Here is a 25,686-nt window from a genome sequence, read left to right as displayed (position 1 = left end):
AACTTTTACAGGCTTTTGAAGTATATTTTTTCATACGCAATAAGCATGCAAACAACACGTTATCCTTACAACGAAGCGTAAAAAATCTTAAGCCAATTGAGCAATAGATGAGGCAAATCGTGGAGACCGCATACTGTTCAATGCTTCATTAATCAAAGCTTTACCAAATAGTAATTGGCCTTTGTAAGCAGCAAGGTTTATCTCTCCTGTGCCTAATTTTTCTTTTACATTTTTCAGGCTGATGCCCTCCATATCCGGATCATGAACTCCATTGCTATTTGACATATATGCCAGTTTAAACATTAACATTGCATAAACCAGCCTGCATATTTGTCGCATTAAAAAGAACCTTGCTTTATGATAATTTGTTAAACCATCGCCAAAGTAGCTTTCAAGGAAAATATTTTCGTGCTCGTCATTAGAAACATAAAAATTTGCTGTTATAGCCAGGTCAACGTAGCGGTCGTTTGTAAAAGCTGCGTCCCAATCAATAATCCATATTTTTTCCCCATCAAAAACCATGTTGTTAGGGTTAAGGTCAATATGACTAAAAACTTTATCAGCATCATTCCATGGGTAATGTTTTCTAATTTCGTCGTAATAAGCAAAACCCTCATCAAAGGCCGCTCCCGTTAACATTCCCGAAAGTTTAAACTGAGCGATAAGCCCATCCACAGTATCTACTAAACTATTCCCGGTTGGCAATGCAGTCAGCCCGTGTATGCGTTTGATCGTTTTTCCGATTTCGGGCAACAACACTTCGGGCGACTTATAAACAGCCTGCAATGGTATGTTTTTTATAAAGCCCGTAATGGTTACCCCTGCTGCCCTGTTTAAATAATGAACCGGCGGGGCGATACCCGCTTCAGCAGCAACTTCCATACAGCTGATATTTTGACCATCAACAACTACGGGAGAGCTATCTGTTTTTAAAATGTAGGGTTGATCGTTAACCACAATTTTAAATACTGAGGATGCCGATAATCCGCCAGCTAATAATATTATTTCCGTTACTGTAGTTGTACCAAAAGTCTGTAATAACGCGCTTTCAACTGCTAATAAACTTGAAACAGGGATAATGGAATTTAGTGTTTGCATTTGTAACAGGTAATTAGGTGATATTACCGCCAAGTTTGGCGAGGATATTTGTTAACGAAGTAATATCTTTTGATTCTTTAGCAGGCATAATTTCAAGCGCAAGGGTGTTGGCTGTCTTTTCGGCATCAGTAAACAATTGCTTGCCGGCAGGGGTAAGTACTACATAACTTACTCTTGCATCACGCTCATTGGCTTCACGCGTTACCAATCCTATTTTTTCCATTGGCAACAGCATGCGTGTTATCCCGGAAGCAGTTATTCCGATTTTATCGGCTAAATCTATTCTCCGCGCCTTTCCCTCTTCCGATTGCTGCAAAAGATAGAGAATCACAAATTCGGTAAATCCGATGCCATGCATATTCAGGCGGTCAAATCTGCGGGCTATGACGGCTTGCACTTTTGCAAGGTTTATTAGTGTTTTGAGTGATGGATTAATCATTAACATATACTTGACTACTCAATGATTTTACAAGTATAAATATATTTCGGCAGATCACCGCGGTTAAATATTCATTAGCATGAAAATTAAAAAGATTCGATTATGACAGGTACCAATTCCGACACCTTATTTATACCGGCAATGTGAACCAGAAAGTGCTGCCCCTGCCCTGCTCACTTTCAACACCAATTTCGCCGCCGTGCTGTTTAACAATTTCAGAACTTATATATAAACCTAATCCAAGACCGGCCTGCGGAGCGCCGTTTTCAGAACGGAAATAGCGCTTAAATATATGTGGTAGCTGATCAGGATCAATGCCTGGCCCTTTATCCGACACTTCAATGCGAACATGATCAGACAACCGGGAAATCCGGATCAAAATGATCCTGGAGTCCGGGGCATATTTCATTGCATTTTCTATAAGGTTAACAAGTACCTGTTCTACCCTTTCCTCATCAGCAACAACCCGAACAGATAAATCACCTTCAATATCCAGCTCGTGTTTACCCGAAACCTTAAGCAAATCACAACAATGATTAATGAGTTTGCCTAAATCAAAATATGTTTTGTTTAAACTGTATTTACGCGCCGCAAGCCTGCTGGCGTCAAATAAGTCGTTTACCAGGAAAGCCAATTTGTTTACGCTCCTGTTGGCCTGCTCTATCATTGCTTTTTGCAGGGCAACCGCGCCTTCATCCTGGTGGGTATGTAAAATCTGAACCGCAGCTTTTAACGCTGTCACCGGGGTGCGCATCTCATGGCTGGCTACGGCAATAAATTCGTCCCGCTGCTGAAGCAAAGCAAGGTTTTCAGACCTTAGCTGTGTTTGTTCCATTGCCACATCCGCAAGCTTTTTTAATAGCTTTCTTTCTTTTTCGGTAAGCGAGCGGGGCTCCATGTCAATTAAACACAATGTACCGATGATAAAACCATCTGGAGTAATGATGGGCGCTCCGGCATAAAAACGGATTCGCAGTTTGTCTACAACATAAGGGTGATTAACAAAAAGTTCATGTTGATGAGTATCCTCAACCAGGAGCAGGTCGGGCTGCAAAATGGCTACAGCGCAAAAACCTTCATTACGGCTTACATATTGAATACCGTTCAGGCCTACTTCGGCTTTAATAAACTCTGTATCAGAATTTAAAAACGAAATATGACTGATTGGGCATGAGAACAATTCGCATGCAAGCTCACATATACTATCGAAGGCTTTTTCGCGGTGTGAATTAAATATCTGATAGCGTTCAAGCGCGGCAACTCGTTCCGCATCATTATCCGGTATCAGGTTAATTCCATAAACGTTGTCCATAAAGCGGTTATAGGTTTCTCAAAAGCTAATATATTATTTATTAATTAAAATACTTCATAAAATACTTAACAAACACACTACACAATTTTGATTCCTTTTAAAAACTTCGATTATTCTGTGAGGCAGCAGGAATCCAAACTTAATTCTCCTATTTAAACAAGCCCGGATAATACCTGGCAATCATATCTTTTTCGTCATTCTTCAGGTCTGATAATAAAACCGGTGTATCCTGGGGCCTTACGCCTTTCTGGTTGATCCGGTTCATCAGGCTCCAGTCTTTTACCGGCTTTTCTGGCGATGGATCGGCAGGTTCTTTTGCAGGCAGGTCGTAGCGCGTAAAGTCTACCACCATTTCTGGTGTGTTTTTGTGCCAGTTCCTCAGCGTAGCCAGGCGAAACTCCTTGTTCATATACCACTTGATTTCCTGATTGCCCCAGGAGTTGCCAATGCCCAATCCCCTTTCTTCAAACCTATAGTTCCAGCGGCTATTATCCCGGTATTGGTTGCGCCATAGTTCGCCATACTCTCCAAAGGTTACGAATTTCACATCAGGCCAGCGCTGCACTGTGGCACTTGTCCATTTCTCCAATGCCCGGTAAGCCAATGTATCGTCCCAGTTTTTACGTTCGGCTATTTTAACCAGGGCGGCTTCCCAGATGTTGGGGATCCAGCCGAAACCGTTAAGTTCAAACCCGCGGTCAAAATGTATAGACTGCGTATGCATTACCGAAAGATGCCCAATTTCCAGCCCCCAATCGCCATAACTCTCTATCGGGCCAACACCACGGCGACTTGCCGCGCCATTAAAAGGTGTTGTCCCCCATACATTTCCGCTTTGGAGCGCGCACAAAAAGTCAACACTCCAACCATCCAGGTTTACACAATCGATAAAATCGCTTTTACCTTGTGCCGGTTTACAAAAATGTTCTTTTGATGGGTAAAATGGGTAAGATGGCGATCCATCCGCACCGCCGCCATCCGTTTCGTGCTGGCTCCAGATCACTGCATGCGCCACATGGATATTTTCCTTTTCGGCCAAATAAGCCAGGTTATCAGCAGATAAAAAACCTCCCATTACGCTTTTGGGGCGGTATCCTTTACCAACCATGGCAGTGATACGCTGCAATGCCTCGGTCATCTCCTGGTTTACACGGTGCCTGGGCAGGTACATTGCCGGAAAATAACCCGGAAAATAAGAAACCTCATCGCCGTATTTAAGCTGGCACTCCGCGGCATAATTGCGGATATCCACATAGTTCTGGCGTTTATCTTCAAGCGCGTTTAAAGTAAAGCCCCAGGTTAGCCGCCCTCCGGGTACGTTTTTCGCAAAGGTTTCCCTTAAACGCTGCACTACTTCCAGCGTATGCGCAAAACCTTCGTCGCGCTTGATCAGCTTCACATCCCGCGATACTTCCCAAGGTGAAGTCCTAATCATGATACAGAAGGTTACAAAGCGATTGCCCATCAAAGATGTAGGAGGATTGCCGGTCAGAAAACTAAACGGATCAGCTTTTCCGATTAAGGGATTAGCCAATACCGCGGCACCTCCAAGTAATGTATTCTTAAAAAAAGTTCTTCTTTCCATTTAGCAGAAATATAGACCGGCTTATGCCAGCTTCAGGTTAACGCCTTCAAAAGTTAAGATCCCTGACTGAATTGTTTTTCCTATCGCTTCAGAAAGTTGCTGACGCATCTCTTCAGTAAGCCTGGCAAAGCCCAATTGTTTGGCCACTAACGGTATAGCGTCTTCCTCGGTAATTGAAATAGCACCACGCACTACATCCCTGATGGCCTCATAAATTTCTTCGGGCGCTATCAGTGCCAGCTTTTTATAGGCAGATGGCAACTTACTCCGGTCGCGAACAACGGGCCGTTCCATTTCCGGCGTCCACAAAAACTCATCTTTAACAATCACCCGGCCTTCATCTTTAGCCTGTTGCAAGGCCTGCGTTAACGTATAACGGATCCTTGAACCCATTTTAGCTATCCCGGCTGCTTCGGTGATCCGCTTTGCCATTTCATCGAAATGAACCGGGCTTTCTACCTGTACAACCTCCGAGATCCAATTCCCCAATTCGGCGAAGGTATACAGTTGAAACTCGTCGCGAAGATGTTCAATATGAATGTCCGCCAACTTGTATTCCTTAATTACAGGGGCTGTTTCGACTGCGGCTTCCCGGCGAATCTCATCCGGTAAAATATCGGCCTCCACATCATTGCTTTCCGTTGAATGTTTAGCTGCTTCAATGGCGCTAAGTAAGCGGTTTAATTCGCGTGACGGATTACGGTACCAGTCTGTGCTCCAAACCTGGTATAAGTTCCAGCCAAACAGCTCCAACACCTGCCCTCTTAAACGGTCGCGATCAGTTGCTGATGCCGCGCTGTCATAAGCCTTACCATCGCATATGAGCCCTAAAATGTAGCGACCAGGGTTTTCAGGATCAACAACAGCCAAATCCAGGTAGAAACCCGGTGAGCCCACACGGTCGCGTACAATGTGGCCGGCTTTTTTGAGTTGATGTGCTACTTCTTCTTCAAATGGTCTGAGTTCTTGCGGGATAAATGCCTCAGGCTTATCAAATTTGGCGTGCTGCGCAAAATACAGGAAGCTTTTGAGTGCGCGGATACCGAAGCGTGCCGACTCACCGAGCTTGATGTCTTCAGCAGTGATATTGGTAAACACTTCGCAGCGCATTTTGGCCCTTGTAATCAAAACATTTAACCGTCGCTCTCCGCCTTCATTATTCAGCGGACCGAAGTTCATGGGTATTTTGCCATCTTCCGTACGGCCATAGCCAATACTGATCAGGATCACATCCCGCTCATCGCCCTGTACATTTTCAAGGTTTTTGATAAAGAACGGTTCATCCGGTCGCCCGGTAAAAAAGCTTTCCGTTGCAGGGTTAGCCTTTCGCTCAATTTCAAGCGCCGCCTGTATAGCCTGTGCCTGGGCTGTGCTGAATGCAACTACACCAAGACTTTGTGCAGGATATTTGCCGGCATGAGCTATCACCGCTTTGGCTACAGCCTGTGCCTCTAAGGGATTGCTTCGGGTTTTGCCACGATCATAAATAGCGTCGGGCAAATGATTAAAACGCAAGCCGAGGTTTTGTCTTGAACCCGGGCTTGGAAATATCACCAGCTTATCCTCATAAAATTCATGGTTAGATAACGTGATCAGCGATTCGTGCTGGCTTCTGTAATGCCATTTGAGCATGCGGGTAGGAGCTCCCTGCCCGTCGCACATCCCCAAAATACTTTGCATATCCGCCGTAACATTCTCTTCCTCCTCAATATCGGTATTCAGCTTATCAAAAAAGCTGGTTGGAGGTAACTGACGGGTATCGCCAACTACCACCAATTGTTTACCGCGGGCAATGGCTCCGATAGCATCTACTGGACGTACCTGGCTGGCTTCGTCAAAAACAACCAGATCAAAATCTATAGCGCCCGGCGGCAAAAAGTTGGCTATAGACATAGGGCTCATCATCCACACCGGTTTAACAGCCTGCATGGCTTTGCCTGCTTCTTCTACCAATTTACGGATGGGCATATGCCGCGCTTTTTTGTTGAATTCCGTTTTTAGGGTATTTACCTGCCCACCGGCGCCGTTTTTGGGCAAACCTTCCCAATGCCTAAGCGCCACTACTGCCCTGTTATAATAAAGATTAACCTGATCAAGCTTTTTGAATTTGGCGATAACCTCTTCATGGCTGGCCCGCTCGAATTTGGTGATCTCCGGACTGGTTCTGAAAGCCTGCTCTATCAAATATTCATACCAGGTTTTCTGTAGGCTGATCTTTAACAAATCCCTTGCTTCGTCCCAGTTTGCGGCAAGTGTGGTCAGGAACGATAAGCCTTCTTTTTCGGCCTGCGCACATAGCTGGTTCCAGTCGATAGCCAATTGCAATTCTCCAAAGTGCGCTATCCAGCTTTTCCATGTATGTTCCTGCTCTGCATAGGTTTTCGGGAACAGGTTTAGTTTTAATGCAAGCAATGCCTTAACCCGCTGCTCACTGCTCACTTTTAACGCGTTACGGAGCTTGCTTAGATAATCGGCCGCTATTGCAGGCGATTCGAGTTTACTTAGATAGCTTAATAAAACCGGATCGTTGATGCACGCCAAATAGTTAGCTGCCGCGTGTAACGACTGCCAATCCGAACGTTGTTTAAGCCAGCGGTTGCCAAAAAGGCTTAGCGCAAAGGCATCATATTGCTGTAATTGATTTTCCAGCCTACGTGCTTCTGAAATGGCATCTACCAATTTAAGTTTTTCGGAAGCATCATCCGGTAAGGTAATTTTCAATAAAGATGCCAGTTGCTGTTTACTCTTGCGATAATCGCCATTGAAGATTTTATACCATTTATCGCCATAGCTAACAATATTACGCCGGATCTCAAGGATATCCTGCGACCATGCTTCCGCTACAAAAGTGTCTTTATAATGCCGGTATAAATTTTCAAGTTCTTCGCCTGTATCCAGCAACTCTTTGATATCAGCAGCCTTGGTACGCCAGACAGGGTCTGTAATATTTAGTTCTTTCAAATCTGGTGCCGAAGCTGCCTTTTCCAACAGCGCTTCTAACGCGGGGATTCCTTCATCTGTTAAGGGAACTGTGAAACCTGTACCTGCATGGATACTATTCAATAAGCTTAACAATTCGCTTACTGCCAGCTGCGCTGCCTCTATATCTGATAAAATTGTTCCCTTTTCGTGCGGGAGCAACACCATCAAACCGGTTCCGTAAAAGATCAGGTTGGACGGCGTTCCGATATCTTTAAGCCGAGCCTGTATCCGGTCGGCCCATTCTTCAGCCAGGCGAACTTTTTCGGCGTCCCAATCTGCCATGTTTTCGATAGGCAGCTTAATCAAGTTGCGGCCGGCGGCAAGTCCATCAATCTGCAATAAGAAGCCGATGACCTGCTGCGCGGTTAAACCGCTTCCGGAAAGCTGATTGTTGATTGCCCTGCAATAATCATTAAGCTCGGCCCGGTAAATCTCCAGCATCCTGATCTCCAGTTCCAGTTTGGCAGTTTGAGGTTTGCCGAGATCCATAACACGCTTTATTTCCTGCAGCACATCACGTTTATTGGTTTTATGGCTGTGCAGTTCAAGACATACCGTACCCAGATCAATATTATCCAGCCTTCGTTTTACTACATCAAGCGCCGCCATTTTTTCGGCCACGAATAAAACTTTCTTCCCCTGCCCCACGGCATTGGCAATAATATTAGTGATAGTTTGTGATTTACCTGTACCCGGCGGCCCCTGTATCACCAGGTTACTGCCTTCCTGTACCGCCAGCATTGCCATTAACTGAGAGCTATCAGCATCAACCACCCTAAAAAGTTCGTTAGCTTTGGTATCAGCATCAAGGTCCTGCTCATCCTCCGGTACATCTTCGTGAAACCCGTTATCCAAAAGCGCCTGCACATTGAGATGGTTTTCGGGCTTTACAGCTTTTGGCCATTGCTCGGTATCCAAATCATTATAGATGAGAAATTTGCCGAAGGAAAAGAAGCCAAGCTCAATGGCGTCAGGTTTAACCGACCAATTAGCTTGTTTCCCAATATGCGACCGGATATCGGCTATATAATCGTTAAAAACAAACTCTTCATCATCTGGCATATCGGGTATCGTGATATTGAAATCACTTTTCATTTTGGCCTGAAGGGATAGGTTTGCACCAATCTCGGCACCGGTATAACGTAACCGGAAACGTTCCTGGGCGCTTGACCGTTCCAAACTTACCGGCACCAACACCAGCGGTGCCGAGCGCAGTGTTTCGGGATCACCGGCATCACACCAATGCAACATGCCTAAAGCAAGGTATAACAGGTTAACGCCTTGCTCTTCAATGCTGGTTCTTGCAAAATAATAGGTATTTAGCAACCGAGTCTGGAGCTTTTGCTCATCCTCGTCGGTTTGCAGCCGGGTATCCTGGTATTTGGCCTCATCCTCCGGAAAAAGCTGCCCTTCCTTTAGCGCCAGAAAGGTCATGGCCTTTTGCTGCCTTACTAAAATATCATAAACATATTCTGCTTTTTCATCTGCGATATGTACGCCTTTACCTTTGGTGAGCTTATAATTCAGCAAAGGGTTCCGAAGCCCCAGGTCAAGCAATTCCTTCCTGGAGGATGCTAACCGGGACTGTATAGTTTCCTGCATATTTTCAAAGCTAATAAAAGGACTGTAATTTTTAAACTCCTGAGAACTGCGATGCGGTGATGATTTGTAACAATATCTATGCCTTATAGAAGATATCTGTAAACGAGCCGGGTGTTACTTTTTTAGATCAAGGATGCTTGACCTGCTATTACAACCTCAGTATTTATGATTTACTTTCATACCTCTCTAAAAGATCCTGTATAAATTCATTATACTCTTCACGCATCGGCAGCTCGAAATCAGTATGCAGAATACGTTTATCAACCAATACATATTCATTGGTCTTGGGATTAAACCCTTCTTTTTTTACATCTGTCCAATAAAAACCCATTCCTCTTTTTTGCCAGGCAGGAACATTATTAAAATTGATACCATATTGAAATAATAATTCGTTCTTGGCAGCAATACTCATACCTTCAATTTTAGAAGTGGCCTCCTTTACGGTATGGTTATCTTGTCTCAAACGCCAGTAGCAATGAGCATTCAAGGCATTCCTATGTGCATCTTCATTACGCCACCTAAAATAATCCTCTACCAATTTTTTATTGGGAAGCTCAGAAATACGACAGTCAAAAGCTCCTAAATCTCCCAAACCCGCTGAAAACTTAGCACTGGCCTCGCCTGCCAATACGGAGATATACTTCCTGGTTTTTCGCCCAAAAAGATTTTCGTCGGGGTGAAATAACAGTGATATTTCGTCACTTTGTGTATAACCGTAAATTACGTTGAAACCGCAATTCATGAGATGCTTTACAGTTTCAACCATGAGGTCACGAAACCTTTCATCAAAAGGTGCTTTAAACTGATGTACTTCTTTAGTCAACCGGGTAAAGCCCCGCCCATCAATTCTGGCTACGATATACATTTCAGGTAAAACGCAACGGTCCTGTGAGGTTTCATAAACCCTCATTTTAACATCCAGATCATCAAATTTCATTTGACCATGCTTTTATAGTAAATGTATTATTCTCAGTTGTTACATAAAATAACTCGTCGAAACCTTCGTCAACAGAAGGCAGGGTCAACCGCTTAAAAGTTCCTCTTATTCCAATTTCGGGGATCTTCTCTTTGCCGGAACGTTGGTTATTACGCTCCAACGCCTCAACCAACTTTGATTGGAAATAGTATCCGGTTACCTTGAACTTATTTGCTTTTGCAATAGCAATATATTTTGCCCTTTCTTTTAGAGTTGGATTGGTATTATCCACAACAAACGGATGACTGGTGGAAATACAGGTTTCGATAAACCTAAGTTCCTTATTTCTGGTATTTAACTGATCTAAGGAGATTCGGATATGCGTTTTAAAGAACCTTTCTTTGAAGAAAGTAGTTTTTCCTGTTGCCTGTATACCACAAAATATTACTGCTTCCATTTTTCTAAGGGTTCAATTTTATACATGCAAAAGAATTCTCAATCAAACATATAATACCTTTTTTGATATTTTAAGTTGTACTAAAATAAAAAAAGCCAGATAAATCATAAATCTATCTGGCTTCAATTTTATTTCGCTTCAACAATTCTCTTATACGCTTGCCACTGGCGGATTTCATCCGCCGTAACACGCCTCGGTGGGCAAAGGCGGAGAGAGAGGGATTCGAACCCTCGGTACCGTTTCCAGTACGACAGTTTAGCAAACTGTTCCTTTCGGCCTCTCAGGCATCTCTCCGGGTTTCACTATCTACAGCGCCAATTAATTTAATGCTATAATCGTGACATCATAAATAAAAAAAGCCCTCTTTGGGCTTTTTGCGGAGAGGGAGGGATTCGAACCCTCGGTACCGTTTCCAGTACGACAGTTTAGCAAACTGTTCCTTTCGGCCTCTCAGGCACCTCTCCGTTTTGCTTTTCAGCTATGTCCCGTTTTTCAGGGACTGCAAATATAGTAATTCAAGCCTCCCGTCAAAAAAAAAAATCATTTTCTAATAATCTATCCTAACGTGATAAATACTCATCAGCATCCGCTTAAAAATAGCCTTAATAGTTTCAATATCTTTTAAAGTTATATTACTGTCTTTCAACTGATTTTGATCAAGCTTATATTTTATAATCCGATCAACCAGCACACTGATCGATTCCTCGTCCGGTTCTTTTAACGAGCGGGAAGCGGCCTCAACCGAGTCGGCAAGCATCAAAACAGCCCCCTCTTTGGTGAAAGGGATAGGCCCGGGATAGCGAAAAATGTTCTCGTTGATGAATTTTTCAGGGAAATTTTTCAACGACGACTGGTAAAAATAGTCGACACGGGTATTACCATGATGGGTACGTATAAAGTCAATCACTACCTCAGGCAAATTGGCCTTGCGCGCCATTTCGATACCCTTGCTTACGTGGCGAATGATGATCTGCGCGCTTTCCTCATAAGGCAGCTTATCATGGGGGTTAAAGCCCGAGCTTTGGTTTTCGATAAAGAACAGCGGGTTCTCCATTTTGCCAATATCGTGGTAAAGCGCCCCTGCCCTAACCAGTAGTGCATTGCCGCCAACAGCATAAATAGCATTCTCGGCAAGGTTAGCTACCTGTAACGAGTGCTGAAAGGTACCCGGAGCATTAAAGGCCAGCTCACGTAATAACGGCGCGTTGGTATTGGTAAGCTCAATGAGCGTAATTTCTGATGTGATAGCAAATATCTTCTCAAACAGGTAAATAAGCGGATAAGCCAGGAGCGTAAGCAATACGCTAACCACGAAAGGCAAAAAGTCCATCCAGTCAATATTCATGAAATCACCTTCGCGGATAAAGGTGATGCCTAAAAACGCGACAAAATAAGTGAAGATGATGATCACCGCCGAGATCAGGAACTGTTCCCTGCGTACCAGGTTTTTAATACTATAAATAGATACCATGCCCGCCGTAATCTCATAATAGGCAAACTCAAAGCTATTCGGCACAAAAAAGCCGGCTATCAGTACCACCAATAAATGAATTTCAAGTGCCAAACGGGTATCAAACAATATGCGGATAATGATTGGTACAATACAGTAAGGAATATAATACAGATTGGTAGGAAACTGCAGTTTGATAGCGAGCGATAAAGTGGCCAACATGGCAGTAATTACCAGTAATATCAAACTTACCAGCCTGTTATCGGCATAAATATCCTTACGGAAAAGGTAAAGGAAAATCATAAGTAATGACAACGCGATAGCTACCAGGAAAAACTGCCCAAGCAATACCAGGTTCCGGTTGCCATTAACACGGGCATTATCCTCAAAGGCTTTTTTAAATGATTCCAGCTTTTGATAAACGTCATCATTAACTACCGAGCCTTTATAAACTATCACCTCCCCTTTTTGCACCATCCCCCGGGTTACCGAAAGGCCGTCAACAACTTCTTTCTCCAGTCTTGAGGTAAGGTTATTATCATAAGCAAGATTATTTTGAAGACGGTTACTGATCAAATCGAGCAGGAAAGCCTTGTCCAGATCGGTATGTTTACTTAGCACCTTATCACAATAAGCCTGTGCTTTTTCTTTAGTGAAAAGCTCGTTGGTGTTTTTATCAGTAGCAACATTTTTATCCAATATTCTTATGGGATAATTTTCTGTGCTTTGCTGGTATTTTGCATTCGGTTTAAAAACACCGGTTTGATAAATTTCTGTAAGCAGATCAACACCTGCAGCAATATATTTTGGTTTTAGTTTATCGTTAATACCCGCATTATGCCATTTGATTTCCAGATCGGCCTTGAAACCATCTATCTGCTGGTTTTGCATAGCGGCATCTAACTGGTAAATTGGCGTTATACTTTCCAGTGCCGACTTCTGGTCGGCCATGATTTCCTGGGGTGTTTTTAATATGGCAAAATTATAGGGCGATACCAGGTCTTTTTGGTTCCAGATCCTGCCCTTTTCGTGTTCATAGCTAAATTTTGCCTGCTTCGGTAAAAAATAAACAATGAGTATGACACTGAGCAGCATCATCAAAAACTTAACATTACGGGCGTATTTGCGCAGTAAAGCCTTTTGGCGCGAAGTGGATAGTTTTGCCATGTAAATAAATAACCTGCCAAAAATAATATAAGTTTCTGTTATATGCAGTTTTTCTTGCTTTTGCGAAAACAAATTTGATATCTTTGTGATATCACTTTAAAATCAATTTAAATCATGAATCCTGAAAAAACAATCAACCCGCCATCCGGCTTTGCCGTATTCTTTATATTTCTGGCATTGCTGGCAGTAGCCGCATTTTGTTTTTGGGCTGGCGAAGAACCTATTGGAGCAATATTAGCTATCGTAGGTTTCGTTTTTCTGCTCCCGGGACTTGTTGTCGTTAACCCAAACGAATCAAAAGTGCTTACCCTTTTCGGCAAGTACCTGGGCACTGTAAAAAAGGACGGCTTTTTTTGGGTAAACCCGTTCACCGTAAAAAGGAAAGTATCGTTAAGGGCTTTTAACCTTAACGGCCAGCAACTAAAGGTAAACGATAGTATTGGTAACCCTATTGAAATTGCGGCCGTTATTGTATGGCAGATCAAGGATACCGCTGCCGCCGTATTCGCGGTTGAAAATTATATACAATATGTAAACATCCAGAGCGAGGCCGCGGTGAGGCATTTGGCCAATTCTTTTCCTTATGATAACCTGGAAGATGAAAACGCTGCCATTACCCTGCGCGGCGGTGCGGAACAGGTAAGTACCATGTTAGAGAAAGAATTAAATGAAAGGCTTGATCGTGCCGGCATTGAGGTATTGGAAGCCCGCATCTCCCATTTGGCTTATGCTCCCGAAATTGCACATTCCATGTTACAGGTACAACAAGCCTCGGCCATTATTGCTGCACGTAAGCTTATTGTTGAAGGCGCGGTTGGTATGGTTGAAATGGCACTGAACAAACTATCTGAAAAAAACATTGTAGAACTTGATGAAGAACGCAAAGCGGCTATGGTGAGCAATCTGCTGGTTGTATTATGCGGGGATAAAGCTGTTAATCCTGTTGTTAATACCGGCACTTTATATCATTAATACTATGGATCAGTTCAGAAGTTTTGATCTTTTGCGTGTACAGGAACTACCTGTTTTAAGGCATGGCTTTTGGCGACCATGGTATGAGCTTACTGATGGGCAGTTTAGCTATGGTAAGCTCACCTATACCGGCGCTTTAAAACGGAATTGTATACTTGAAACGGCAAAAGGGAGCTGGATGGTAAAACGCAAGAGCTGGGTAGGTAGAAAACTTATAATTGAACAGCCCGACGGCATGGAAACGGGCTTAATAACACCTGAGATCTGGAGCCGCAAGATCACATTGGAATTAAACAACGGCCTTACGGCTACATTTTATAATAAAAAGATCCTTTCACGTACCTATACCTGGGTAAACGAACAGCTGGGCGATATACTAAGTGTTGAAACCAAGCTTTGGAGCAGAAAACAACCTTTTATTATAAAAATCGATCCGGATATGATCAAAAAAGTACCAGAACTACCTTTACTGGCTTTACTGGGCATAAATTTAGTTTTGTTAAAACAGGCCGAAGCAGCGGCCACAAGTTGATATGGCGGAGAAGAAAGCATTTGTATTACGTATTAATCCGGATATGTTGAAGGAGATTGAAACCTGGGCTGCCGAAGAATTCAGAAGCACCAATGGCCAGATCGAATACCTCATGCAACAAGCCCTGCTTGCCCGTAAAAAGGGAACTAAGAAGAAAAAGGAAGGTGGTGATTAGTGGCAGTAGCAGAGGCAGTTTGCAGTTATTAGTTTGCAGCTCCGACGTTTAATACTTTTATCCTATCGAAATAAACTGCCACCATTTCTCAAAAACTGCAACTATCCAATACTACTATCCGATTTAAAAAACTGCAACTGCCGCTGAAAAACTGCAACTGATTTTTATTATGCATGCATAGTATTTTCTTTCATCCAAATCACTAAATTTGCCCACCAATTTTAATGAGGGACACATGAAAGAAGTAGTAATAGTAGCGGCTACACGCACACCTATAGGCAGTTTTGGAGGTAGTTTGGCAGCCATAAGCGCCACACAGCTTGGTGCTGCGGTTATCAAATCGGCAGTAGAAAAAGCGGGTTTACGGCCCGACCAGGTGCAGGAAGTTTACATGGGCAATGTGATGTCGGCCAATGTAGGGCAGGCACCCGCCACTCAGGCAGCTATTTTCGCGGGGCTCCCCTACTTGCCTGCTACAACCGTTAATAAAGTATGTGCGTCGGGCATGAAAGCCATTATGCTGGCTGCCCAAAGCATAGCCATAGGCCAGAATGATATTATAGTAGCCGGTGGTATGGAAAGCATGAGTAATGTGCCTTACTATCTTGATAAAGCCCGCAACGGCTATCGCTTAGGCAACGGGCAGATTATTGACGGGCTGGTAAAAGATGGTCTTTGGGATGTATATAACGACTATCATATGGGTTCGGCAGCCGAACTTTGTGCTACCGACTGCAACATCAGCCGCGAAGAGCAGGATGCCTACGCTATATTATCTTATCACCGCGCTCAGAAGGCCCAGAGCGATGGCAAATTCAAAGACGAAATTACCCCTGTTGGTCTTAAAGATAAAAAGGGGGACATCACCATGTTTGCCGAAGACGAGGAGCCTAACACAGTAAAGTTTGATAAGATCCCAACCCTAAAACCGGTATTTAAAAAGGACGGTACTGTTACAGCCGCAAATGCATCAACCTTAAATGATGGCGCTGCCGCGGTAGTACTCATGAGCCGTGAAAAGGCTGATGAACTCGGCATAAAACCGCTTGCCAAAATAGTCTCTCACGCAGATGCGCAGCAAGCGCCGGAGTGGTTTACAACCGCGCCATCAAAAGCTATTCCGCTTGCGTTGCACAGGGCCGGTCTTCAAGCTTCGGATATTGATTTTTTTGAGATCAATGAGGCCTTCTCTGTAGTATCAATAGCCAATAACCAACTTTTAAATCTCGACCCCGAAAAGGTGAACGTTAACGGCGGAGCTGTTTCATTGGGGCATCCTCTTGGTGCCTCAGGTGCCCGGATCATTGTAACGCTTTTACACGTATTAAAACAAAACAACGGCAAATACGGCGCGGCCGGCATTTGTAATGGTGGCGGCGGCGCGAGCGCAATGGTTATCGAAAATTTACGTTAATACCCTAAAACTTATATAATTGTAAGGTATAACAGCTTTCATAAAGCTTGTTTTATACCCGGCACTGATATAAATAAGCTCACCTAATTAATTAAAATAGTGACAAAAAAAGCGCTTCTGACTGCATTTTCAATATTACTTTGTCTGCAAAGCTTTGCACAGTATTATGATGAGGGTACCCGGCTAAAAAAGCTCAACGAGTACCAGGATAGTCTGGCCAAACTCGGCAAAAAAATTGTGAATGATGAAAATGATATGGAGCGTAAAAATGCCAATTATCAGTTCATCAAAACATTGGTACAGGCCTTAAAAATCAATAACTCTTTCCTGTTCCCCTTTGATTCGCTCAAAAGCATAAGTATTGTTAACTCGCCCGATAACCGTTTTCGTATCCTGAGTTGGCATGTCATCAACCTTGATGGCAGCTACCGCTTTTACGGTACAGTACAAATAAATACCGGCGGCGCGCTTAAAATGTTCCCGCTTGAAGATTATTCACCGCTTCAAAAAAACCCGGAAGATTCCGTAACCGATAGCCATAAATGGTATGGCGCCCAATATTATAAAATAATGCCGGTGTATGGTCCTAAACCTTACTACGTATTATTAGGTTGGAAAGGTAACACTGTAAAATCCACCAAAAAAGTGATCGATGTAATCTCCTTTAATAACGGTGTACCTGAATTTGGCATGCCTGTATTTAATGGTAACGGCAAAACCCGCGACAGGGTGGTATTTGAATACGCCAGGCAGGTATCTATGCTATTGCGGTATCTCCCCGAACAAAATCTGATTGTTTTCGACCATCTTTCGGCCCCCGATGGCAGGAGCAAAGATAAACCCGAAACGTTTGGCCCGGATCTGAGTTACGATGGCTATAAACTGAAAGAAGGGCGCTGGACTTATGTAGAAGACCTCGACATGCGTAATATTTCCAGCGGAGAATCTTCAGCTACCGATACGGAATATGTTGATCCTAAAAAACAAGCGGCGAAAGATCGCGCACTCGTGCCAACACGTCATTAAGAAATTAAATAACAGCAATAATCAAAAATTAACCATTTTGTTACATAAAGTATCCCACTTTCGGTATTAAATTTTGGTTTAGAAGATTTATATTACCTTTAGCAAATTTTTAAGTTAACTGATGCAAGAAAAAACTGCTCCCCTAAAATCTCGATTCCCCAAGAGCGTCCCTTACATTATTGGCAACGAAGCCGCAGAACGTTTTAGCTTTTATGGCATGCGTTCCATACTCACCTTATTTTTGGTAAAACAATTCTTTAACCCTACCGGGGCTCAAGCATTGGCTCAACAGGCTGATGCCCATGCCAATAAATTGAATCACTTATTTGTGATGGTGGCCTACGCTTTGCCATTTGTAGGCGGTATGGTGGCCGACTGGTTTACCGGTAAATACAAACTCATCCTTTATATTTCCATGGTGTATTGCCTTGGCCACCTTTTGCTGGCTATGTTTGATACCAGTCTTAGCGGTTTCGAGATAGGTATGCTTGTTGTAGCTATCGGCGCCGGTGGTATCAAATCGTGCGTTTCGGCTAACGTAGGCGACCAGTTTGATGCCAGCAATCAAGATTTGCTATCAAAGGTTTACGGCTGGTTTTACTTTAGCATAAACGCGGGCTCTATGCTATCTACTGTTGCTATCCCTACTATTTACAAATATTATGGCCCTAAATGGGCTTTCGGCATTCCCGGCATATTAATGGGTTTGGCGACTGTTATATTTTTCATGGGCCGCAAAAAATATGTAAAAGTGCCTCCGCAGGGCGTAAACCGAAACAACCTGGTGTTTATTACATGGTATGCACTTACCAATTTGAGTAAAAGGAAACCTGGCCAATCATTCCTTGATATTGCTAAAGAAAGTTATGATCCGGAACGTGTTGAAGGAGTTAAAGCGGTATACCGCGTAATTGCCGTATTCTTTTTTGCATTGGCGTTTTGGGCTGTTTGGGACCAGTGCCTTTCAGAATGGACGCTTTATGCTGCAAAAATGGATCGTAACATTAATCTCGGTTTTACCTCATTCCAGATAGAACCGGGCTCAATGTCTACATTTAATACTATTTTCCTTCTGCTATTCATACCACTCTTTAACTATCTGATTTATCCTAATTTAGATAAGATCGGATTAAAAACAACACCTTTACGCAGACTTGGTGCCGGATTGGTTTTAACTGCATTATCATTTGTTGTTATTGGTTTTACCCATGTTAGTATTGATAATGGTGGCGCACCTTCCATGTGGTGGCAGGTACTGGCCTTTTTAATATTATCAGCTGCAGAAGTATTGGTATCAATTACCGGCCTTGAATACGCTTATACCCATTCTCCAAAATCAATGAAAAGTACCATGTCAGGTATTTGGTTCCTTGTTGTTTCATTCGGAAACCTGATCACCGCCCTTGTTAACGGACTTATTGAAGATGGCGGCTGGTGGGCTAAAAACCTGAAAGGCGCTAATTATGAATGGTTTTTTGTGACCTTTATTTGTGTGTTCATCATCATATTCCTGTTTGTTTCTCCGCGCCTTAAAGAAAGAAACTACATTACAGATCCGTACGAGGAAAACCAGGTTATTGCCGACACGAATAATCTTTAAAATATTAAAACAAGAAAAGGATAGCGCAAGCTTTCCTTTTTTTTTGTTTTGATGCCCTTTAAATTGATTAATTTCGCACCCTAAATATTACCTAATTTTCAAAATACTGTTCAGTGCCCGATAGCGTTGTAATCATACCTACCTATAATGAGAAGGAAAATATCGAGCGGATGATCCGCAAAGTATTTTCTCTGCCTCATGATTTCCATATTCTGATCATTGACGACGGATCGCCCGACGGTACGCCCCAGATTGTAAAAAGTTTACAGCCCGAATATGACGGACGCCTTTTTATTGAGGAACGTGCGGGTAAACAAGGACTGGGTACCGCCTATATACACGGTTTTAAATGGTGCATTGCCCGCCATTACGATTATATTTTTGAAATGGATGCCGATTTTTCGCATAATCCGGATGATCTGCTGAAATTAAGGCAAGCCTGCATTGATGGTGCCGACGCCGCTATTGGCTCACGTTATGTAACCGGTGTAAACGTGGTAAACTGGCCAATGAGCAGGGTACTCATGAGTTACTTTGCATCCGTTTATGTACGTTTTATAACCGGTATGAAAGTGCAGGATGCTACCGCGGGTTTTATGTGCTACAAACGTAAAGTACTGGAAACCGTACAACTTAATAAAATCAAATTTGTGGGCTATGCCTTCCAGATTGAGATGAAATATACCACCGTTAAACATGGCTTTAAGCTTGTTGAAGTACCCATCATATTTACAGATCGTACTGCAGGTACCTCTAAAATGTCAACCAGTATTTTCCGCGAAGCATTTTTGGGTGTTATCCAAATGAAGATCAACAGCATTTTCAGGAAATATCCGGAAGGATGATTTAATTTCGGATTTGGGAATTGTGATTTCGGATTTATTTTTGATTATTCAGGATAAATTCGGAATCATTTTTTTTGTAAAGATTTTAAAATAAACATCCGAAATCGAACATCCGAAATTCGAAATCAAAAATAAATACTAATTTCGTTGGCAATGAATGAGCATCTTGATCCTAACCGTGAACGCCTCAACAATGCCGAACGTGATATTGAAAAAGTATTACGGCCTCAGCAATTTGAGGATTTTACCGGTCAGCATAAAATATTAGCCAACTTAAAGATCTTTGTACAGGCAGCCCGCCAGCGGGGCGAGGCGCTTGACCATGTATTGTTGCATGGCCCTCCGGGTTTGGGTAAAACTACCCTATCACACATTATTGCCAACGAAATGGGCGTCGGTATTAAAATCACTTCGGGTCCTGTTTTGGATAAACCAGGAGATTTGGCAGGCTTGCTTACCAACCTGGAAACAGGCGACATCCTTTTTATTGACGAAATTCACCGTTTAAGTCCGCTGGTTGAGGAATATTTATACTCGGCCATGGAGGATTTTAAGATAGATATTATGCTGGAGAGCGGCCCCAATGCCCGCTCGGTACAGATCTCCCTTAATCCGTTCACATTGGTTGGTGCCACTACCCGTTCGGGCTTGCTTACCGCACCGTTAAGGGCCAGGTTTGGGATCAACTCCCGGTTAGAATATTATGATGCAAAACTGCTTACCACCATTGTATTACGTTCGGCATCGATATTAAAAACTCCTATTACCGATGAGGGCGCGTATGAAATTGCCCGCCGGAGCCGTGGTACCCCACGTATTGCCAATGCGCTGCTTCGCCGCACACGTGATTTTGCCCAGATTAAAGGCAACGGCAAAATTGATACTGAGATTGCTGAATATGCGCTTAATGCCTTAAACGTAGACAGTCACGGCCTTGACGAAATGGACAACAAGATCCTGTTGACCATTATTGATAAGTTTAAGGGCGGCCCTGTTGGCTTAAAAACTGTAGCCACAGCAGTTGGTGAGGACGAGGGCACCATTGAAGAAGTTTACGAACCATTTCTGATACAGGAAGGCTTTATCATGCGCACAGCGCGTGGGCGTGAAGTTACCGAAGCCGCCTACAAACATCTGGGCAAGATAAAGCTGGGGGGAAATCCATCATTATTTTGATATAAAACCTACATACATCGCCACCAATCATGAAAACCAAATTAAAACTACTGTTAACTACAACTGCGCTTATTTTAAGCGGTATAGGCATTGCATCGGCGCAAACAACACCTCCGCAACCGGTTCCTGCACCTACTCCTGCCCCAGCAGTGACTTTACCTGCCGACTCAGTTAATAAAGCCAAAAAGGATACGGTACCGGCAGTTCACAAACCTGTGCCTACTTTAAAAGTGGGCATAATGGGTTTAAACCACGATCATATTCACCTGATATTAAGTGAGTATCGTAAAGGCAACGTGAATATTGTAGGTATTGCCGAACCCAACAAGAAGCTTTGGGAAAAATTTGGCAAAGCATATAACCTGCCCGATTCCCTGTTTTTTGAGGATCTGAAGAAAATGTGTATTACCCGCAAACCTGCCATTGTATTAGGTTACAATGAGGTTGGCAAACATGTTGATATTGTGGAAACCTGCGCGCCTTTGGGTATTTCTGTTATGGTTGAAAAACCTTTGGCAGCTACCCTTGAACAGGCTAAACGCATGGAATTCCTGGCGCTCAAATATTACGTTAAGGTATTAACCAACTATGAAACTACCTGGTATCCATCGTTCCAGGATGCTTATAATACAGTTAAGCTGGATAGCGTAGGCATGATCCGCAGAATGGTAGTTCATGACGGACATCAGGGTCCTCGTGAAATTGGTTGCAGTGAAGATTTCCTGAGCTGGCTTACCGATCCTGTTCTGAATGGCGCAGGTGCGCTTAACGATTTTGGCTGCTATGGTGCCGATTTAATGACCTGGCTAATGAAAGGCCAGCGCCCAATAGCGGTAACCGCCATTGCAAGGCATTACAAACCCAACGTATACCCCAAAGTTGAAGATGACGCCACTATAATAGTTGAATACGCCAATGCCACCGGACAAATAGAGGCTTCGTGGAACTGGCCTTTCAGCATTAAGGATATGGAGATTTTTGGAGCTAAGGGTTATATTCATGCTTTTGATAAGGATAGCGTGGAACTAAAAGTTAATAACCGAGTGCGAGGCTATAAAGCAACACCGCTTGTTTCGCCTGCCGACGCACCTGTTGCATATTTTACTGCCGCTTTGCAAAATCCGCTCAGAAACCCTGATGACCGTTCATCATTAAAATATAACATGATAGTGATGCAGATCCTTGATGCTGCTAAACGATCGATAAAAGAAGGTAAACGCATCGTATTATAACAAACACAATAGGGCCGATGAAACATATAACGATACTACTGTTATTATCCTCGGCCCTATTTGGCTGTGGAGGCAACAAAGACAAAGCTTCACCTAAAGTTTACCCCACAGTTAGTTATTTAAAAATCAAACTGGATGCTGCCGGTCACCTACCGGCTAATCCCTATATCCTAAGATTTAAAAATGATAAAAAGGAGATCGTTTTTTGCGGCGTCAATCACCTGCCGGATAACAGCGATACCAAAAATCCCATGTTTACGGAGATAGAAAAAGCCTTTTTTGAATTTAAGCCGGATGTTTGTGTTAATGAAGGTGGTGATGTATCTAAAAAAGTTTTCACCTCAAAAAAAGAAGCCATACAAAAGGATGGCGAAATAGGGCTTACTAAAATTCTTGCCGACAGCCTTAAAATAAATACGGTTAACGGCGATATGACCGATAGTCTGGAATTTAGGGAACTTTTGAAAAGGTACACTACGGGTGAATTTTTAGCTTATATAGCTACTGAACGTTTTATGTGGGGACAACGACCGCCTATTACAGATAGCTCAGATTTTAAAGCAAATTATGCCAAATTCATCCAGGGCTATATTATGAAAACCGGAGCGATTAAGCTCTCTCCATCCGAGCAAACGCTTGAATTTTACGAAGCCAGCTATCAAAAACTGCTTAGCCGTCCGTTTAAACTGGAAGAATTAGAACCTACTAATCCGTTTGACCCAAAAGGAAAGTTTCAGCAAATTGGCAGGGCTTCTAAAGAGATTAGGGATCAAAACCTACTTCGTACCATCGACGGCCTACTTAAGACACACAACAAGGTATTTGTAGTTTTTGGCGGATGGCATTTACTTACCTGCGAGCCCGGTCTGAAACAGATTATCAACAGCAACCGGTGATATTACCCCACTTAAAGTATTGATTAATTTTATTTACATGTCTGGGCTTGCATGTTATATAATTATTAATTTAGCCGCCGTTAATTAAGGAATAAAACCAACCTATAATATGATAAAACAAACATTAGCCATGCTGGCTCTTTGTGCTTTCGGTGCTGTTTCATGCCAGTCAAAGCCATCTGATAAATCAACTACTGTCAGCCCGGCTACTGAGGCTCCGGCAACTACTAATAATGCTGTTCCGCAAGGCGATGCTGCCGCGATTTTAGCTCGGAAGCAGGTACCAATCCTTTGTTACCACCAAATCCGCGACTGGAAGCCCACAGATTCAAAAAACGCTAAAGATTACATAGTACAGGTTGCGGCTTTTAAAGAGCATATTAAAATGCTTGCCGATAGTGGTTACCACACCATACTGCCCGATCAGCTTTATGCCTACCTTACCAAAGGTGCGCCGCTGCCTAAAAAGCCTATCATGCTTACATTTGATGATACCGATCTGGATCAATTCACCATCGCCAACCCAACTCTTAAAAAATATGGTTTTAAAGCGGTTTATTTTGTGATGACCGTATCATTAGGCCGTCCGCATTACATGACCAAAGAGCAGGTAAAACAACTATCTGACGAAGGTAACGTTGTTGCCAGCCACACCTGGGACCACCACCGTGTTGACCGTTATTCACATACCTCAACCCTGAAAATCATTGGTAAAAACGGCAAAATAACGAATCGTCCGGTTGATGATTGGGTTACCCAGATTGAAAAACCAACCAAAACTTTGGAAGAGATCACAGGTAAAAAAATGGATTACTTTGCTTATCCGTTCGGTATCTGGAACAAAGCAGCTTTGCCTGAATTACGTAAACGTGGCTTTAAAATGGCTTTCCAATTGGCAGATAAACGTGACCAGACTGATCCGCTGATGACCGTACGCCGTATCCTGGACAGCGGTTACTGGAGCACTAAAACCCTGAGCAACAGCATCAGGAATAGCTTTTAGCGCCCCTGCCCCCTAAAGGGGGAGTGTTCGGAGAATATTTAACAAAAAATGCCCGCTTTTTAAGCGGGCATTTTTTGTTTCCTTTTTGGGGACGGGGTTTACAAATCCTCCCCTGCCGGGCCCTGCCCCTTGTTTGATGACGGCATTTTACTAATATCCTTTTCGTCCGGTGCTAAATGAACAATTTCGGCTATTATGGTATCATCGCCGGTGTTTTCACCTAACTCATCGTTGTGCAGGTCCGAATTATCATTATTCATAGCTGCAACTTTATCTATTGTTTCCATAACGATATATTTATTTAATTCCCGTTACCCATTTTACCGCTTCATCCAAATCCTCCAGCCGGTAGCCGGCAAACTTGCCCGGTAAAATATATTTAAACAGGTGGCTGAATTCGCGCACGCCATCCTGGTCAGTTACTACTGCAACCTTGTTCCAACGGGTAAAATACTTAAGGCCAAGCCTGACATTGCCACACCAGGCACCTGCCGTAAAATTTTTAATATTGGTTTCCAGCACCAATAAAAAATTTATCCGTCCGGTTTGTCTTACCTGCTGCTCAAGCAAAGGCTGTAAAGCTCTTTCGTAATCATCTACATTAACGTGGCCAACTGCATGTATCCCTAACACATGCGCAGGCAAATATCTTATATGCTCAAGCATGCCATAAATCCGTATTGCTTATAAGTTACAAAAACTGAACCAATAGTGATTTTATAGCCAAACGGAGTATTAATACCCTTTTATAGGTACGTAATACCGCTCAACATATTGCGATATATCGTAGCGGCCATCAATTTTAATTTGTACTATCTTTGCAGTAATGCAGCAAAACAAGGCCACATATAGCCAACTTATCAAAAACGAAGCACAAAAGCTTGGTTTTTTATTTTGCGGCATAGCCAAAGCTGAATTTCTGGAAGAAGAGGCCCCACGCCTCGAAGCCTGGCTCAATAAAAATATGCATGGCGAAATGGCCTACATGGAAAACCATTTCGATAAACGCCTCGACCCGCGGCTACTGGTTGATGGGGCAAAATCGGTTATATCATTAGGTATTAATTACTATACCGACCAGCGCCAGGATGACCATTTGGCACCCAAAATTTCCAAATATGCTTACGGCATTGATTACCATACTGTAATTAAAGACAAACTGAGGCAATTACTGCAGATCATCAACGAGCAGATTGGTGAAGTAGGTGGCCGCGCGTTTGTTGATTCGGCACCGGTGCTTGATAAAGCCTGGGCACGGAAAGCTGGCATGGGATGGATTGGAAAAAACAGCAACCTGCTCAACAAAAAGGCAGGGTCGTTCTTTTTCCTGGCCGAACTGATCATCGATCTTGAACTGGAATATGACATAGCCCCTACCGCCGATCATTGCGGCACCTGTACCAACTGTATTGATGCTTGTCCTACGGATGCCATCGTAGGACCCTATGTGGTTGACGGCAGCCGTTGTATCTCCTATCTAACCATCGAGCTTAAAAACGAGATCCCGCAGGAGTTTAAAGGTAAAATGGACAACTGGATGTTTGGCTGCGATGTTTGCCAGGATGTTTGTCCCTGGAACCGCTTCTCTGTTTTGAACACCGAGCCGGCCTTCAGCCCCCACCCCGATCTGCTGCACCTGAAAGCTGCCGACTGGCAAGACATCAGCCAGGATATTTTTCAAAAGGTATTTAAAAACTCGGCCGTTAAGCGCACAAAATTTAGCGGTTTGAAAAGGAATATTGATTTTTTGAAAGGCTAAAGGCTAAAGGCTAAAGGCTAAAGGCTAAAGGCTAAAGGCTAAAGGCTA

The 25,686-nt window shown here is 43.2% G+C and carries 22 protein-coding genes and 2 tRNA genes; 12 read left to right on the top strand and 12 right to left on the bottom strand.

Features of this window, described 5'->3' with window-relative positions; translation table 11 throughout:
- Nucleotides 1-87: 87 nt before the first annotated feature.
- From EAH55_RS12345 to EAH55_RS12300, 10 genes are all read right to left on the bottom strand, one after another.
- Complete coding sequence (locus tag EAH55_RS12345; protein ID WP_121809859.1) at nucleotides 88-1,098, bottom strand: phosphotransferase; 1,011 nt, start codon at nucleotides 1,096-1,098, stop codon at nucleotides 88-90.
- A gap of 13 nt (nucleotides 1,099-1,111) precedes the next feature.
- Nucleotides 1,112-1,543, bottom strand: a complete 432-nt coding sequence (locus tag EAH55_RS12340; RefSeq protein ID WP_208644830.1) for a MarR family winged helix-turn-helix transcriptional regulator — start codon at nucleotides 1,541-1,543, stop codon at nucleotides 1,112-1,114.
- A 124-nt stretch (nucleotides 1,544-1,667) separates the two neighbouring features.
- On the bottom strand, nucleotides 1,668-2,849 hold the full coding sequence (locus EAH55_RS12335; protein ID WP_112574367.1) for a GAF domain-containing sensor histidine kinase: 1,182 nt from the start codon (nucleotides 2,847-2,849) through the stop codon (nucleotides 1,668-1,670).
- 148 nt (nucleotides 2,850-2,997) lie between these two features.
- Nucleotides 2,998-4,434 (bottom strand): DUF3863 domain-containing protein, encoded by a 1,437-nt coding sequence (locus tag EAH55_RS12330; RefSeq protein ID WP_121809858.1) that lies wholly within the window; start codon nucleotides 4,432-4,434, stop codon nucleotides 2,998-3,000.
- 21 nt (nucleotides 4,435-4,455) lie between these two features.
- Nucleotides 4,456-9,018: a DUF3320 domain-containing protein gene (locus tag EAH55_RS12325; protein ID WP_121809857.1), complete on the bottom strand. Its 4,563-nt coding sequence runs from the start codon at nucleotides 9,016-9,018 to the stop codon at nucleotides 4,456-4,458.
- A 163-nt stretch (nucleotides 9,019-9,181) separates the two neighbouring features.
- A complete protein-coding gene (locus tag EAH55_RS12320) occupies nucleotides 9,182-9,955 on the bottom strand; it encodes a tRNA(His) guanylyltransferase Thg1 family protein (RefSeq protein ID WP_121809856.1) in 774 nt (257 codons plus the stop codon).
- Nucleotides 9,945-10,391 (bottom strand): AAA family ATPase, encoded by a 447-nt coding sequence (locus EAH55_RS12315; RefSeq protein WP_121809855.1) that lies wholly within the window; start codon nucleotides 10,389-10,391, stop codon nucleotides 9,945-9,947. The genes EAH55_RS12320 and EAH55_RS12315 overlap by 11 nt, the downstream gene beginning before the upstream one ends.
- 207 nt (nucleotides 10,392-10,598) lie before the next feature.
- Nucleotides 10,599-10,685, bottom strand: a tRNA-Ser gene (locus EAH55_RS12310).
- A gap of 83 nt (nucleotides 10,686-10,768) precedes the next feature.
- Nucleotides 10,769-10,855 (bottom strand) — tRNA-Ser (locus EAH55_RS12305).
- 83 nt (nucleotides 10,856-10,938) lie between these two features.
- On the bottom strand, nucleotides 10,939-13,008 hold the full coding sequence (locus EAH55_RS12300; RefSeq protein ID WP_121810057.1) for an HD family phosphohydrolase: 2,070 nt from the start codon (nucleotides 13,006-13,008) through the stop codon (nucleotides 10,939-10,941).
- Between the two features lie 114 nt (nucleotides 13,009-13,122).
- Here EAH55_RS12300 and EAH55_RS12295 point away from each other — a divergent pair, with 114 nt between their 5' ends.
- From EAH55_RS12295 to EAH55_RS12245, 11 genes are all read left to right on the top strand, one after another.
- Nucleotides 13,123-13,980: an SPFH domain-containing protein gene (locus tag EAH55_RS12295; RefSeq protein WP_121809854.1), complete on the top strand. Its 858-nt coding sequence runs from the start codon at nucleotides 13,123-13,125 to the stop codon at nucleotides 13,978-13,980.
- Between the two features lie 4 nt (nucleotides 13,981-13,984).
- Nucleotides 13,985-14,512: a hypothetical protein gene (locus tag EAH55_RS12290; RefSeq protein ID WP_121809853.1), complete on the top strand. Its 528-nt coding sequence runs from the start codon at nucleotides 13,985-13,987 to the stop codon at nucleotides 14,510-14,512.
- A gap of 1 nt (nucleotide 14,513) precedes the next feature.
- Nucleotides 14,514-14,687 (top strand): Arc family DNA binding domain-containing protein, encoded by a 174-nt coding sequence (locus EAH55_RS12285; RefSeq protein ID WP_112574358.1) that lies wholly within the window; start codon nucleotides 14,514-14,516, stop codon nucleotides 14,685-14,687.
- 235 nt (nucleotides 14,688-14,922) lie between these two features.
- Nucleotides 14,923-16,101, top strand: coding sequence for an acetyl-CoA C-acyltransferase (locus tag EAH55_RS12280; protein ID WP_121809852.1), 1,179 nt, complete (start codon nucleotides 14,923-14,925; stop codon nucleotides 16,099-16,101).
- Between the two features lie 99 nt (nucleotides 16,102-16,200).
- On the top strand, nucleotides 16,201-17,127 hold the full coding sequence (locus EAH55_RS12275) for a hypothetical protein (protein WP_112574356.1): 927 nt from the start codon (nucleotides 16,201-16,203) through the stop codon (nucleotides 17,125-17,127).
- A gap of 217 nt (nucleotides 17,128-17,344) precedes the next feature.
- Entirely contained in the window at nucleotides 17,345-18,727 is a 1,383-nt protein-coding gene (locus tag EAH55_RS12270) for a POT-type proton-dependent oligopeptide transporter (protein ID WP_244228164.1), read from the top strand.
- 113 nt (nucleotides 18,728-18,840) lie between these two features.
- Nucleotides 18,841-19,572, top strand: a complete 732-nt coding sequence (locus EAH55_RS12265) for a polyprenol monophosphomannose synthase (protein WP_121809850.1) — start codon at nucleotides 18,841-18,843, stop codon at nucleotides 19,570-19,572.
- 153 nt (nucleotides 19,573-19,725) lie between these two features.
- Entirely contained in the window at nucleotides 19,726-20,748 is a 1,023-nt protein-coding gene (ruvB, locus tag EAH55_RS12260; protein ID WP_112574353.1) for a Holliday junction branch migration DNA helicase RuvB, read from the top strand.
- A 29-nt stretch (nucleotides 20,749-20,777) separates the two neighbouring features.
- A complete protein-coding gene (locus EAH55_RS12255) occupies nucleotides 20,778-21,980 on the top strand; it encodes a Gfo/Idh/MocA family protein (RefSeq protein ID WP_121809849.1) in 1,203 nt (400 codons plus the stop codon).
- 17 nt (nucleotides 21,981-21,997) lie between these two features.
- On the top strand, nucleotides 21,998-22,876 hold the full coding sequence (locus EAH55_RS12250) for a hypothetical protein (protein ID WP_121809848.1): 879 nt from the start codon (nucleotides 21,998-22,000) through the stop codon (nucleotides 22,874-22,876).
- A 109-nt stretch (nucleotides 22,877-22,985) separates the two neighbouring features.
- Nucleotides 22,986-23,879 carry a polysaccharide deacetylase family protein gene (locus tag EAH55_RS12245; RefSeq protein ID WP_121809847.1) on the top strand — a complete coding sequence of 298 codons (894 nt, stop codon included), beginning with the start codon at nucleotides 22,986-22,988 and terminating at the stop codon, nucleotides 23,877-23,879.
- 98 nt (nucleotides 23,880-23,977) lie between these two features.
- Here the strand turns inward: EAH55_RS12245 and EAH55_RS12240 are convergent, their stop codons facing one another.
- Together EAH55_RS12240 and EAH55_RS12235 are read right to left on the bottom strand one after the other, a co-directional pair.
- Nucleotides 23,978-24,166 carry a hypothetical protein gene (locus EAH55_RS12240; protein ID WP_121809846.1) on the bottom strand — a complete coding sequence of 63 codons (189 nt, stop codon included), beginning with the start codon at nucleotides 24,164-24,166 and terminating at the stop codon, nucleotides 23,978-23,980.
- A gap of 10 nt (nucleotides 24,167-24,176) precedes the next feature.
- Complete coding sequence (locus EAH55_RS12235; protein WP_114937245.1) at nucleotides 24,177-24,545, bottom strand: SpoIIAA family protein; 369 nt, start codon at nucleotides 24,543-24,545, stop codon at nucleotides 24,177-24,179.
- A gap of 160 nt (nucleotides 24,546-24,705) precedes the next feature.
- Here EAH55_RS12235 and queG point away from each other — a divergent pair, with 160 nt between their 5' ends.
- On the top strand, nucleotides 24,706-25,638 hold the full coding sequence (gene queG, locus EAH55_RS12230) for a tRNA epoxyqueuosine(34) reductase QueG (RefSeq protein ID WP_121809845.1): 933 nt from the start codon (nucleotides 24,706-24,708) through the stop codon (nucleotides 25,636-25,638).
- The last annotated feature ends 48 nt before the right edge of the window (nucleotides 25,639-25,686 follow it).

The sequence above is a fragment of the Mucilaginibacter kameinonensis genome (assembly GCF_003675385.1).
Taxonomy (GTDB): domain Bacteria; phylum Bacteroidota; class Bacteroidia; order Sphingobacteriales; family Sphingobacteriaceae; genus Mucilaginibacter; species Mucilaginibacter kameinonensis.
The sequence above is the reverse complement of the archived record's forward strand: the minus strand, read 5'-3'. Positions and strand labels throughout refer to the sequence as shown.